This window comes from Trichlorobacter sp., assembly GCF_030247655.1.
In the GTDB taxonomy this organism is placed as follows: domain Bacteria; phylum Desulfobacterota; class Desulfuromonadia; order Geobacterales; family Pseudopelobacteraceae; genus Trichlorobacter.
In genome coordinates this window covers 14,155-27,654 of the sequence record NZ_JAOTRZ010000021.1, presented here as the reverse complement: position 1 = coordinate 27,654, position 13,500 = coordinate 14,155, and the positions used below count along the sequence as shown (strand labels likewise).

General features: G+C 53.1%; 9 protein-coding genes. All 9 read left to right on the top strand.

Going from position 1 to position 13,500, the window contains the following annotated elements:
* Positions 1-123 precede the first annotated feature (123 nt).
* The 9 genes from OEL57_RS03440 (at position 124) to cbiE (ending at position 13,354) form a co-directional block, all read left to right on the top strand.
* Positions 124-954 carry a PhnD/SsuA/transferrin family substrate-binding protein gene (locus OEL57_RS03440; protein ID WP_300737105.1) on the top strand — a complete coding sequence of 277 codons (831 nt, stop codon included), beginning with the start codon at positions 124-126 and terminating at the stop codon, positions 952-954.
* A 48-nt stretch (positions 955-1,002) separates the two neighbouring features.
* Positions 1,003-2,901 (top strand): sensor domain-containing diguanylate cyclase, encoded by a 1,899-nt coding sequence (locus tag OEL57_RS03435; protein ID WP_300737104.1) that lies wholly within the window; start codon positions 1,003-1,005, stop codon positions 2,899-2,901.
* Between the two features lie 28 nt (positions 2,902-2,929).
* Positions 2,930-3,433, top strand: a complete 504-nt coding sequence (locus OEL57_RS03430) for a hypothetical protein (protein WP_300737103.1) — start codon at positions 2,930-2,932, stop codon at positions 3,431-3,433.
* A gap of 112 nt (positions 3,434-3,545) precedes the next feature.
* Complete coding sequence (gene typA, locus OEL57_RS03425; RefSeq protein WP_300737101.1) at positions 3,546-5,348, top strand: translational GTPase TypA; 1,803 nt, start codon at positions 3,546-3,548, stop codon at positions 5,346-5,348.
* 128 nt (positions 5,349-5,476) lie between these two features.
* Positions 5,477-6,061: a TetR/AcrR family transcriptional regulator gene (locus tag OEL57_RS03420; protein WP_300737098.1), complete on the top strand. Its 585-nt coding sequence runs from the start codon at positions 5,477-5,479 to the stop codon at positions 6,059-6,061.
* 59 nt (positions 6,062-6,120) lie between these two features.
* Positions 6,121-7,320 (top strand): efflux RND transporter periplasmic adaptor subunit, encoded by a 1,200-nt coding sequence (locus OEL57_RS03415; protein ID WP_300737096.1) that lies wholly within the window; start codon positions 6,121-6,123, stop codon positions 7,318-7,320.
* Between the two features lie 12 nt (positions 7,321-7,332).
* The gene (locus OEL57_RS03410) at positions 7,333-10,500 is read left to right on the top strand and encodes an efflux RND transporter permease subunit (RefSeq protein ID WP_300737093.1); all 3,168 of its coding nucleotides are present in this window, start codon (positions 7,333-7,335) and stop codon (positions 10,498-10,500) included.
* Position 10,501: 1 nt separating this feature from the next.
* Positions 10,502-12,004 (top strand): AdeC/AdeK/OprM family multidrug efflux complex outer membrane factor, encoded by a 1,503-nt coding sequence (adeC, locus tag OEL57_RS03405; protein WP_307726422.1) that lies wholly within the window; start codon positions 10,502-10,504, stop codon positions 12,002-12,004.
* 132 nt (positions 12,005-12,136) lie between these two features.
* Positions 12,137-13,354: a precorrin-6y C5,15-methyltransferase (decarboxylating) subunit CbiE gene (cbiE, locus tag OEL57_RS03400; RefSeq protein ID WP_300737091.1), complete on the top strand. Its 1,218-nt coding sequence runs from the start codon at positions 12,137-12,139 to the stop codon at positions 13,352-13,354.
* Positions 13,355-13,500: the final 146 nt, after the last annotated feature.

Here is a 13,500-nt window from a genome sequence, read left to right as displayed (position 1 = left end):
CATCTGAGCCACTTTTGCAAGAGGCTCTAGTGGTAATAAAATGTCTGCCTGTAGTTGACAGACGGCCAAATACGATATAAGAAGTCCTGTTTAGTAATTTGCTAATTTACTTGGAGTTGTTATATGGTGAAGCTGAAATGGAGTGGCCTGGCTTGGTTTGCTGCTGTCCTGGTGTCAGGTCAGATACTCTCATCAGGTTATGCTGTAGCTAGAGAGCTGGTTTATACGCCATTGCCGATTGAGCAGCCTGAAACCGTTCTCAATGCCAATCGCCCGCTGGTTTCCTATTTGTCAAAGCAGCTTAAAACGCCCATTTCCATCAGGTATGAAAAAAGCTACGAAGAAATACTACGGCTTTTCAAACAGGGCAAGATCGATATCGTCCATTTGGGGCCGTTGCCCTATGTTATTCTGAAAAACAGTTATCCCCAGGCAGAGCCTGTAGCGGCTATAAATGAGCCAGACGGGAAGGCTACCTATACCTGTGCCATGGTAACCGCCTTTGATGGACCTACCTCGGTTAAGCAGGTGCATCGTTCAATAGCTTTTTCACAACCGCTTTCAACCTGTGGTCACCTGACGGCAGGCTACCTGTTGGCCAAGCATGGTGTTAAACTGGAAACGCTGCACCATGACTATCTTGGTAATCAGGATCAGGTTGCTCTGGCAGTTGTTAAAGGGAACTACGAGGTTGGTACCATTAAAGCTGCTGTTGCAAAAAAATACACCAATCTTACCTTGCGGATTATTGAGGAAACTCCTGCTTTTCCCGGATTTTTGCTGGTTGCAAACAACGCGACGATGACGCCGGAACAGATCAAGGCGATCAGTAGAGCCCTGCTTTCTGCCTCATCGGAGGACCGCGCGGCCTTAATGTTGGGGCGGCACGGTTTTGCACCTGTTGTTGACACTCATTACGATCTGATTCGTCAGAACATGCAGTTCTCTCGGTAATATACAATGAAATCAGCGTATATTCTGCATAAACGAACCTTTTTAGCTGTGTCCGTACTGTCTCTGCTTTTTGGGATCTGCGGTACTGCCTACCTGCATCATGAATGGCAGATGCAGAAAAAATTGCAGCTCGCTGGCCAGACCCACGCTCAGGAAGTAGCGTGGCAGGCGGTTACTACTGCTCATCGCATTGCCATGCAGGCCTATTTTGACAGCTACATCATGCAACCTGCAGTGATGTCAATTCTGCAGGCAGCCCTGACAGATGACCGGTCCCGGCAGGATATTGAGCGGGTCAGGCTGTATAGAAGGCTTTCTCCCGTGTATGAGCAGTTCCGCCAGCGTGATGTGCGACAGCTGCACTTTCATACACCTGATAATCGTTCGTTTCTCCGTTTTCACTCTCCCCACAACTCAGGAGATTCACTGGTTGCCAGCCGCCCTTCCGTGGTTGAGGCCAATCGTACCCGCAAACCGATTTTCGGTTTTGAAACCGGGCGGGTAATTATCGGGTTCCGTAATGTTTTTCCAATTATTTGGCAAGGTCAGCACCTCGGGAGTGTCGAACTTTCCCAACCGTTTGAAGCGGTGCGTAAAGGGTTGCATGATCTTGATCCTGCCAAGGATTACTTGCTGCTGTTGAAGGGTGAGGTTCTGTTACCCAAGTTGTTTGATGAGCATAAGAAGCATTATGCCCCATCACCATTCAGCCAGAAGTGGTTGGTGGAAGATCCGCAGCGAGAACTGGCAGACTCCCCACCTCCGCTTTCCCCTGTATCCCAGGAGCTGTGCAGGTTACTCAAAGGGAATCAGGAGTTTCTTGCTGTATTGGGCGCAGAAAAGCCGGATTCTGTTTCGGTCAGGTATGCTGGACATACGTATCAGGTTAGCTTGATCCCGCTGCATGACACCGATGGTGTTACGAGCGCAGTCATGCTCACCTTTGTCCGGGCACCAGAGCTTGAGAGCCTTTTTGGCAGCCACCGGGCCAACCTGCTGATTTTTAACATCATGACGTTATTTGGTGGAACCGCACTGTACCTGTTTTTGAGCAGCCTGCAGACCGTGCTTGAGCAAGAGCAGCGTCTGGCCCTGATTACCTCAAATATTGCTGATGGCGTGTATGTTATTGATGATAAAGGGAAAATTACGTTTGCCAACCAACGGGCTTCAGAGCTGCTGGGTTTTACGGAAGATGAATTGTTGGGTACCATTGCCCATGACCTGTTTCATCGTCATGACGGCGGCCATCATACTCCGCTGGAAGAATGCCCGATTTACCGGGTGATTCAGACCAGGGGCAGGTATGAAGGTGAAGAGCAGTTCGCCACGAAGAGTGGCAACTTGTTAACGATGCAAGTCGCCAGTCAGCCGATGCTGAAGGGCGTGCGGGTGGTTGGTTCAGTAACCATCTTTCGGGATATTACAGAACAAAAGCTGCTTGAGGAACAGTTGCGACTTCTCTCCATTACTGACCCGTTAACCGGCGTATATAACCGGCGCTTTTTACAGGAAACCCTACTGAAGGAACTGTATCGGGCTGAACGTCATGGTGAAACGTTTAGTCTGGTTATGCTGGATATTGATCACTTCAAGCAGATCAATGACCGTTACGGCCATGATATGGGTGATCAAGTGCTTCAATCTCTGGTGGTGTTGATTCAGAAGCGGGTGCGGAGTTCTGACTGTCTGGCTCGTTGGGGAGGGGAAGAGTTTGTGCTGCTGTTGCCCCATACGGGTCTTTCAGCGGCCACTTCTCTAGCAGACGTATTGTTGGAGGATATGCAAACCTCAACGGTGAAAGGGGTTGGCTGTGTAACCGCCAGCTTCGGGGTTGCTGTTTCCAAGACGGGTGATACGGTAGAGCAGTTGGTGCAGCGGGCTGATGTTTTGATGTATTCCGCTAAGCAGGCTGGCAGAGGATGCGTGAGGTCGGAAAGCATATAACTTGCTTTGCTTGTTTGGAAAGGATCATATGTATTGTACTAAGTGTGGTAAGGAAATTCCCGACGTAGAGGGCGCGCTGTACTGCCCACAGTGTGGTATTGCCCAGATGACAGGCGGGGGCAGCCTTGGCACGCCTGCCAAGAAAACATCAATAGGCGTTATCCTGGTGATTGTACTGGTGATCGGCAGTATTCCGGTGATTGGCATCTTGGCGGCCATTGCCATTCCCCAGTATCATGCGTATCAGGTCAAGGGATCGAACAGTATTGCGGCGTCAGATATACGTAATGCCAAAATAAACTGTGAGTCATATTTTGCCAGTAACCAGTTCTATCCTGACAACCTGGAACAGGCCGGGTTTAAGGCCGCCCAGGATGTTGCAATCACCTACGAGTGCGGTGCTGGTAGAAAGTCGTACCTCATCGTTTCGCAACACAAGAAGGGTGACCGCGTATTCGCCGCCAATTCTGAAAAGGCGGAAGTTTTTTTCAGGCTTAAGTCAGAAACAGATGACGCCTACCGCCCGCTCTAAATCGTAACCATAAACCCCTTGCCAAAATACTGAAATTCTGTAATAAACAGTATTGCATCGGACGGGCTTCATGCCCGTCCGTTTATTTTTTTGTTCGAGGAGAACACCCCCCATGCAGGAACGTATCCGTAATATCGCCATTATCGCCCACGTTGACCACGGTAAAACCACCCTGGTTGACGCCATGTTAAAGCACGCCGGGGTTTACCGGGAACATGAAGCCATCACCGAGCGGGTCATGGACAGCAACGACCTTGAAAAAGAACGTGGCATTACCATTCTGGCTAAAAACCTCTCGATTCACCATGGCCAGTACAAGATTAACATCGTGGATACCCCCGGCCACGCCGACTTCGGCGGAGAAGTTGAGCGGGTTCTGAAGATGGTTGACTCAGTGCTGCTGCTGGTTGATGCCCTGGATGGCCCGATGCCACAGACCCGTTTCGTGCTGAAGAAGTCACTGGACTTAAACCTTAAGCCGATCGTCATCATCAACAAGATTGACCGTCCCGGTTCACGGCCTGATGAAGTCCTGAACATGGTCTTTGACCTGTTCTGTGAGCTGGAGGCCAATGACGAGCAGCTTGACTTTCCGGTGGTCTACACCAGCGCCAAGATGGGCTATGCCAAGCTGGATGTAAGCGTTGAGTCCAACAGCATGGAACCGCTGTTTGCCGTGGTTGAGTCAAATGTCCGTCCTCCCAAGGGAGATGCCAAGGCTCCGTTCCAGATGCTGATCGCCAACATCGACTATAACGAGTACATCGGTCGGATCGCCACCGGGCGGATCTTTAATGGTCAGGTAAAAGCTGGCGAAACCGTGGCCATGATCAAGCAGGACGGAGCCATTACCCGTAGCCGGATTACCAAGCTGCTGGGCTATGAAGGCCTGAAACAGGTAGAAATTCAGGAGGCTGGCACCGGTGATATCGTCAGTGTGGCCGGTTTTGAAGAGATCAGCATTGGTGAGACCCTGGCCTCGGCTGAAACCCCGGTGGCCGTGCCGTACGTTTCCATTGATGAACCGACCCTGGCCATGAACTTCATCGTTAATACCTCTCCCTTTGCCGGTCGTGAAGGAAAGTGGGTTACCTCCCGCAACATCCGTGAGCGCCTGACCAAGGAGCTGCGTACCAACGTTTCTCTGCGGGTGGAAGATACTGATTCTCCTGATACCTTCAAGATCTCCGGCCGGGGTGAGCTGCACCTGTCAATCCTGATCGAGAATATGCGCCGTGAAGGATTTGAGCTGGCAGTCTCCAAGCCAGAGGTTATTGTCCGTGAAAAGGACGGCGTCAAGATGGAGCCGATGGAATATCTGGTGGTGGATGTGGCCACTGAATTCCAGGGGGCGATTATTGAGAAAATGGGTCCCCGTAAGGGTGAGATGGTGGCCATGCATCCGATGGGTGAGATGGTCCGTCTGGAATTTATCGTGCCTGCCCGCGGCCTGATCGGTCTGCGGGGCGAGGTGCTGACCGATACCCGTGGTACCGCCGTCATGACCCACACCTTCCACGAATATGCCCCATACAAGGGCGAAATTCCGGGCCGCAAGAACGGCGTGCTGATCGCCATGGAGCATGGTGAGACCACCGCCTATTCACTGGATGCCCTGCAGCCGCGCGGTACCCTGTTTATCGGTGCCGGTGTTGAGGTCTACGGTGGTATGATCATTGGTGAACATGCCCGTGATAACGACCTGGAGGTGAACTCCTGCCGTGGCAAGAAACTGACCAACGTGCGTGCCTCCGGTTCGGATGATGCGATCAAGCTGACGCCGCCCCGCAGCATGACTCTGGAACAGGCCCTTGAATTTATTGATGATGATGAACTGGTGGAGGTAACCCCCACCTCGGTCCGTCTGCGTAAGAAGGAACTGGATCCGAACCAGCGCAAGAAGAAAAACAAGTAGCTACTGTTTCGTGATAGTGGTCTTTTCACGGCACTGCCAAGTACGGCAGTGCCGTTTTTTTGTATTGACTTGACTTAAATCAGAGAGTAGTGAATGAATGATCATTCATTTTGTGTTTGGGGAGTATCATGGCAAAAGATGACAAGCGGGAACTGTTGCTTCAGGCAACGTTGGAGTTGGTTGCCAAGCAAGGCTTTCACGGAGCGCCCTGTGCGGCGATTGCTGAGCATGCCGGGGTGGCGGCTGGTACTATTTACCGTTACTTTGATAACAAAGACGTCCTGATTAATGAGCTGTATCTGACTTTAGAGCAGAAGATAACGACAGCACTGTTGGAAGGTTACACCTTGGAGATGCCGTTTCGGGAAAGGTTTCTGCATCTGGTTAAAGGGGTGCTGAAATTTTTCATCACATCGCCACTTGAATTCAAATATATGGAGCAGTTTCATCATTCTCCCTACGGTGTTGCTTTCCGGCGTGACCATATGTTGGGTCAGACAGAGTCAGGTGGTAGCTGCAGTATCTATAGTGAGCTCTTCACGCAGGGGGTGGCTCAGCAGGTTATCAAAGATCTGCCGCATGTGCTGTTATTTGATCTTGCTTTTGGCCCGATTATATCGGTAGCCCGAAACCATATTCTTGGTTTTATCCAGCTTGATGAGACTCTGATAGAACAGATCGCCGAGGCCTGCTGGGATTCTCTGAAACGCTAATATCGCATAACGATGAATAATTATTCATTTGAAGTATGACTAACAGTGAGGTGCATGCAATGAAACAAACTACCTATGTACGACTGATGACTGCCACCCTGTTGGTAGCAGTGGGACTTACAACAACGGCCTGCGGTAAAAAACAGGCTGTCATGCCTCCTTCGGGGCCACCGGAGGTCGGCGTAATCACGGTTCAGACCCAGCGAGTAGCGTTGACCACTGAGCTGTCCGGTCGAACCGCTCCGCACCTGATTGCCGAGGTTCGTCCCCAGGTGGGTGGTATTATCAAAAAACGTCTGTTTACTGAGGGTAGCGACGTTAAGGCAGGCCAAGTGCTGTACCAGATTGATCCGGCCAGTTATGAGGCATCCCTGGCCAGCGCACGTGCATCCCAGGCCAGGGCAGAGGCAACCTTGGGCTCGGTCCGTTTGAAGGCAGAACGCTATCAGGATCTGGTCAAGATCAAGGCGGTCAGCCAGCAGGATAACGATGATGCTCAGGCCAGTCTGAAGCAGGCCGAGGCTGATCTTGCCTTGGCAAAAGCGAACGTTGAAACTGCCCGGATCAACCTGGCCTATACTAGAATCATCGCCCCGATTTCCGGCCGGATCGGTCGTTCAACCGTTACTGATGGTGCCCTGGTAACCGCCAGTCAGGCGGCGGCGCTTGCCACCATCCAACAGCTCAGCAGTATGTATGTGGATGTGACGCAATCCAGCGCAGAGCTGCTCCGCCTGAAACAGAGCCTGGCCAGTGGTGTAATGAAAAAAGACAGCGCAAGCAGTCAGGCCAGGGTCAAGCTGCTGTTGGAGGACGGTTCTGCTTACCCGCAGCCGGGTTTCCTGAAATTTTCAGAGGTAACGGTTGATCAGAGCACCGGCTCTATCACCCTGCGGGCCGTCTTTCCGAACCCGAACCAGACTCTGTTGCCCGGTATGTTTGTGCGGGCAGTGCTGGAGGAGGGGGTCAACGAGCAGGCGATGCTGGTGCCGCAACGTGGTGTGACCCGTAACCCCAAAGGGGATGCCATGGTGATGGTGGTGGGGGCTGAGGAAAAGGTTGAGCCGCGGGTGATTCAGGTGGTTCGCACGGTTGGCGAGAGCTGGCTGGTATCCGGCGGTTTGAAACCGGGTGACCGGATTATTCTGGAAGGGCTGCAGAAGGCCCGCCCCGGTACACCGGTTAAAGCGGTGCCGTTTGGCGCAAAACCGGCAGCAGCCCCTGGTCAGCAACCGCAACCTGCAGCAGCTAAAAAATAAAGGAGCCTATCCATGGCCAGGTTTTTTATAGATAGACCGATTTTTGCCTGGGTCATTGCCATTCTGGTGATGTTGGCCGGCTTGTTGGCGATCAAGACGCTGCCGGTTTCCCAGTATCCGCCAATCGCACCGCCGCAGATTACCATTAACGCCGTCTATCCAGGCGCATCGGCCCAGACCGTACAGGATACGGTTACCCAGGTGATCGAACAAAAGCTGAATGGTATCGATAACCTGATCTACATGTCCTCCACCAGCGATTCTGCCGGTGCGGTATCGATCAACCTGACCTTTAAGGCCGGTACTGATCCGAACATTGCCCAGGTGCAGGTGCAGAACAAGCTGCAGCTGGCAACACCACTGTTACCTCAGGTGGTACAGAAGCAGGGCATTCAGGTGGTTAAATCCACCAAAAACTTCCTTTTGATCGTCGGCCTGATCTCTGAAGATGGATCGATTGATCGTCACCAGTTGACCGACTACATGGTCTCAAACCTGCAGGATATTGTCAGCCGGGTGGAAGGGGTGGGCGAACTGCAGCAGTTCGGGACCCAGAATGCCATGCGGATCTGGTTGGACCCGGCAAAATTAAATAGCTACAACCTGACCAGCAGTGATGTTATCACCGCTTTGCAGGCACAGAACGCCCAGGTCTCAGCCGGTCAGTTTGGTGGCACGCCTGCCAATGTAGGACAGCAGTTGAATGCCACCATTACGGCAAGGACACTGCTGCAGAATGCTGAACAGTTTGATGCGGTTATCCTGCGTACCAACCCTGATGGTTCTACGGTGCGGCTAAAGAATGTGGCCACTAGTAAGATCGGTACGGAAAACTACGATATCGTGGCCCGCTATAAAGGCAAACCGCTGGCTGGTATGGCGATCAGGCTGGCAGCTGGCGCCAACGCCCTGGATACCGCCAACCGGGTAAAATCAAAGATGGCTGAGCTGTCCAAATTTTTCCCAGCCGGGGTGCAGGTGGTCTACCCCTATGACACAACCCCCTTTGTCAAGATCTCCATTGAAGAGGTCGTTCATACCCTGATCGAAGCGGTCTGCCTGGTCTTTATCATCATGTTTCTGTTTCTGCAGAATATCCGCGCCACCCTGATCCCCACCATTGCCGTCCCGGTGGTGTTGCTGGGTACCATGGGGGTCTTGTCCGTTGCCGGATTCTCGATTAACACCCTGACCATGTTTGCCTTGGTCATCGTGATTGGCCTGTTGGTGGATGATGCCATTGTGGTGGTGGAGAACGTAGAGCGGATCATGTCTGAAGAGGGGCTTTCGCCCCATGATGCCACCATTAAATCCATGGGGCAGATCACCAGCGCCCTGGTGGGTATCGCCACCGTGCTGTCGGCGGTTTTTCTGCCCATGGCCTTCTTTGGCGGTTCTACCGGCGTGATCTATCGCCAGTTTTCCATCACCATCATCTCGGCCATGATCCTGTCGGTGCTGGTGGCGTTGATCCTTACTCCGGCGCTCTGTTCAACACTGCTTAAGCCGGTGGAAAAGGGGCATGTGCCGGGTGAATGTGGCCCCTTCTGCCGGTTTTTTCGCGGGTTTAACCGTCGGTTTGACTGGGCGAGAGACAAATATGAAGGGATCGTTGGACGCTCATTCAATAAGCCGATCCGTTATCTGGTGGTGTATGGTTGCATTGTTGCCGCCATGGTGATGCTTTTTCATCGTCTGCCCACGGCCTTTCTGCCGGATGAAGACCAAGGTTTCATTATCTGCCAGGTGCAGTTGCCTGCCGGTGCCACCCAGGAACGGACCCTGAAGGTGATTGAACAGCTTGAACAGCATTTTATGGAGCGGGAAAACAAGACAGTTGATGCCATTATTACCGTGGCCGGTTTCAGCTTTGCCGGTCGTGGCCAGAATATGGGCCTGGCCTTTGTCAAGCTGAAGGACTGGAAGCTGCGGCCCACCAAGGATCTGAAGGCGCCTGCCGTTGCCGGTCGAGCCATGGGGGCTTTTTCAAAGATCAAGGATGGTCTGGCCTTTGCCTTTTCACCACCGGCGGTGGTGGAACTGGGGCAGGCCAATGGTTTTGACTTTATGCTGCAGGATCGTGGTGGTGTAGGGCATGAAAAGCTGATGGAAGCCCGTAATATGATGCTGGGCATGGCCATGAAAAATAAAAAGCTGATGGCGGTACGGCCTAACGGACAGGATGACTCGCCCCAGTTCAAGCTGGATATTGATGATGTCCGGGCAGGTGCGTTGGGGGTTTCACTCGCCAGCATCAATGAGGTCTTGGCTACCGCCTGGGGTAGTTCCTACGTCAACGACTTTATTGAAAATGGCCGGGTTAAAAAGGTCTATCTCCAGGCTGATGCTAAGTACCGGATGGTGCCGGAGGATATCGGCAAGTGGTATGTCCGCAATAACAAAGGTGATATGGTGCCGTTCTCGGCTTTTGCAACGGCCCGCTGGCAGTACGGTTCGCCACGCCTGGAACGGTACAACGGCATTCCATCGGTAGAGATCATGGGGCAGGCTGGCCCCGGCGTCAGTACCGGTGAGGCGATGAAGGAGATGGAACAGATGGCGGCCAAGCTGCCACCGGGGGTTGGTTATGAATGGACCGGCCTCTCCTATGAAGAGAAAAATGCTGGTGCACAGGCTCCTGCATTGTACGCCATCTCGCTCTTGGTGGTGTTCCTGGCAGTGGCGGCGCTCTATGAAAGCTGGACCATCCCGTTTGTAAACTTGTTGATGTTGCCGCTTGGTCTGGTTGGTGCGGTGACTGCCGTTACCTTGCGGTTACTGCCCAATGACGTCTATCTGCAGATCGGCCTGCTCACCACGGTTGGTCTCTCCACCAAGAACGCTATTTTGATCATCCAGTTCATTAAGGAGCAGATGCATCAGGGGCATGAACTGGTTGACGCCACCCTGTCGGCGGTCAAGATCCGGCTGCGCCCGGTTATCATGACATCGCTGGCCTTCTTCTTCGGTACCCTGCCGCTGGCACTGACCAAAGGTGCTGGCGCGGCTGCCCAGAACGCCATCGGTACCGCCGTGACCGGCGGTCTGCTTTCAGCAACCTTTATTGACCTGATCTTCATTCCGTTCTTCTTTGTAATGATCTCGAGGCTGTTCGGACGCAAAAAGTACAAGAAGCATGATGGCGAACCTGCTGTTGCCGCTGTTGCGGAGGGGCATTGATATGAGAACCGATATATTCACTCACGCAACGACGCAACGACGCAACGCGCAACACCCTGTTAAAGAAGCAATCAAGAAGATTCCGTCTTTCTCTGTTGCTCCGTTGCTCTGTGTTTCAAGCATGGTGTTGATGCTTTCCGGCTGCACCATGGCCCCCAGCTATACCCGGCCTGATGCGCCGGTGGCAACCAGCTGGCCCAGCGGTGAGGCCTACAAGGCTGAAACAGCCAAAGCTGACCAGAAACCGCTGGCTGAGGTGCCCTGGCAAGAGTTTTTTGTGGAACCCCGCCTGCAAAAGGTGCTTGAGTTGGCCTTGGTCAACAACCGCGATCTGCGGGTGGCTGCCCTGACCATTGAAAAGACCCGCGCCCAGTATCGGATTCAACGGGCTGATCTCCTGCCGACCATCAACGGCACTGCCGGTGCCACCATTCAGCGCACTCCGGCCGACCTCTCAGCAAGCGGTCAGGCCCGCATCAGCGAGCAGTACAATATCGGGCTGGGGGTCAGCAGTTATGAGCTGGACCTGTTCGGTCGGGTGCAGAGCCTGAAAGATCAGGCCTTGGAACAGTATCTGGCAACGGAAGAGGCGCAAAAAAGTACCCGGATCAGCCTGATTGCCGAAACCGCCAATGCCTGGCTGACCCTGGCGGCTGATCAGGAGCGGTTGAAGATTGCCCGCGATACCTTGACGAGCCAGCAGGAATACTATCAACTTATCAAACATCGCTATGAGGCCGGCATTACCTCGGCAGTTGATCTGTATCAGGCCCAGACCGCGGTTGATACGGCCCGGGTGGATATTGCCCGCTATACGACGCTGGTGGCTCAGGACATAAACGTTCTGACCCTGCTGGTGGGTAAGGCACTGCCTGCGGAGCTGTTACCAAAGGAGTTGGATGCGGTAACGGCATTGCAGGAGCTGCCATTGGGCTTGCCGTCTGATCAACTGCTGAAACGTCCTGATATTATGGCTGCTGAACATAAACTTAAAAGTGCCAATGCCAATATCGGTGCTGCCCGGGCCGCCTTTTTCCCCCGCATTGGCTTAAGTGCCTCTTTTGGTACTGCCAGCGCTGATCTTACCGGTCTGTTTCAACCGGGCTCCCTGGCCTGGAACTTTATGCCCCAGATCAGCGTGCCGCTGTTTGATACCGGTCGTAATCTCGCTGGTCTGGATGTGAGCAAGGCGGATCGCGACATTGCTGTGGCCCAGTATGAAAAGGCGATCCAAACCGCCTTTCGCGAGGTGGCTGACGCCCTGGCCCAACGTGGTACCATTAATGATCAATTGGCTGCCCAGCAATCACTCACCGACGCCACGTCAGAGAGCCATAAGCTGTCCCAGGCCCGTTATGATAAAGGGATCGACAGTTATTTGAATGTGATTGTCGCTCAGCGGGCCCTGTATGCTGCCCAGCAGAATCTGATCACGGTTCGCCTGGCCCGTTTGAATAACCAGACAACCACGTATAAAGTGCTGGGGGGCGGCGCAGCAAAGTAAGGGTAACAGCTGATTTTTTAATGTGACGGCATTGCCCGAAGGCAATGCCGTTTTTTTATTCTCTGTTTGCGGCAGCAGGAAAGTTGCACTATACTTCCGGCGTTGCAGCTAGGTTAACGATCAGGGGGCGGCATGTCACAGAATACCATTTATCTAATCGGGGCAGGTATTGCCGGATGTGAAGGATTAAGCACCAAGGCGCTGGAGGCGATAGCATCAACAGAGGTGTTGGTGGGGCGGCAGCGCCATCTGGACCGTTTCCCTGATTTTCCTGGTCAGAAGATGGTGCTGGGGGAGTTGCCGCCTTTACTGTCGTTTCTGCAGTCCACGGACAAGCGGGTAGCAGTGCTGGCTAGTGGTGATCCCAATTTCTTCGGTACCGGGCGCTTTCTGCTGCGTAACCTGCCCAAGGAACGGCTGGAGATCTTTGCCAATGTCACCAGTATGCAGTATGCCTTCGCCCGGATTAAAGAGCCGTGGGATGATGCCATCTTTCTGGCGGTAAAAGGTCGTGGCATGGGGCCTTCCATTGACAAGATTGTGGCAGCGGAAAAGGCTTGTATCCTGACCGATGAGGTAAATACTCCGGCAGCGCTGGCGAAAGAGCTGCTGGCCCGTGGCGCTGAAGGGTATGAGGCCTGGGTCTGTGAAGATCTGGGAATGCCCACTGAGAAGTTTACCCGTACCGATATGAAAGGTCTGCTTACCCTTGTTCACTCAGAGCTGAATATCCTGATCCTGATCCGTACCTGGGAGCCCAACCTTGCCCAGTATCCATTGATCGGCATTGATGACGACCAGTTTGCCTCGCTGAAGAAACTGTTTACCCATCAGGAAGTCCGTGCGGTTACCCTGGCCAAACTGAAGCTGCAGAATGATCTGGTGTTGTGGGATATCGGCGCCGGTTCCGGCTCCATCTCAATTGAGGCATCCAACCTGATTCCTAACGGCAAGCTGTTTGCCATTGAAAAAAACAGTCAGTATCTGCCGTTGTTGAAGCAGAATCTGGACAAATTCTGTGCCCGCAATGTTAAGCCGGTGGAGGCCTTTGCGCCGGAAGGGCTGGATGATCTGCCTGATCCGGACCGGGTCTTTATTGGCGGTGCCGGTGGTAACCTGGAGGAGATCATTGATCAGGTTGACCGTCGCCTGAAGGGGGACGGGCTGATCGTGATCAATGCGGTCACCCTTGATACCCTGACCAAGAGCATTGAGGCTCTGGAGTATCACGGCTATCAGGTGGAGGTGGTCTGCATCAATGTCTCCCGCACCAAGCCGCTGACTGAATTCAAGCTGTTTGAGGCTCAGGATCCGGTCTATATCATTACCGCCTGGAAAGGCGCCGAATAGCCTAAAGACGGCTTTTACCGCAGAGGACTCAGAGGAAAACAGAGAAAAATCGAACAAATAGACTAGAAATTATTTTTACCCTTTTGGGTGTAAGGGGATGCTTTAGTAACTCCCCGTTTTTACTCTGCGAGCCTCTGGGGCCTCTG

Bases quoted from the DNA above. Each gene is read 5' to 3' on its own strand.
- cbiE (WP_300737091.1), top strand. From the start codon at position 12,137: ATGTCACAGAATACCATTTATCTAATCGGGGCAGGTATTGCCGGATGT.
- OEL57_RS03420 (WP_300737098.1), top strand. From the start codon at position 5,477: ATGGCAAAAGATGACAAGCGGGAACTGTTGCTTCAGGCAACGTTGGAG.
- OEL57_RS03430 (WP_300737103.1), top strand. From the start codon at position 2,930: ATGTATTGTACTAAGTGTGGTAAGGAAATTCCCGACGTAGAGGGCGCG.
- OEL57_RS03410 (WP_300737093.1), top strand. From the start codon at position 7,333: ATGGCCAGGTTTTTTATAGATAGACCGATTTTTGCCTGGGTCATTGCC.
- OEL57_RS03415 (WP_300737096.1), top strand. From the start codon at position 6,121: ATGAAACAAACTACCTATGTACGACTGATGACTGCCACCCTGTTGGTA.
- typA (WP_300737101.1), top strand. From the start codon at position 3,546: ATGCAGGAACGTATCCGTAATATCGCCATTATCGCCCACGTTGACCAC.
- OEL57_RS03440 (WP_300737105.1), top strand. From the start codon at position 124: ATGGTGAAGCTGAAATGGAGTGGCCTGGCTTGGTTTGCTGCTGTCCTG.
- adeC (WP_307726422.1), top strand. From the start codon at position 10,502: ATGAGAACCGATATATTCACTCACGCAACGACGCAACGACGCAACGCG.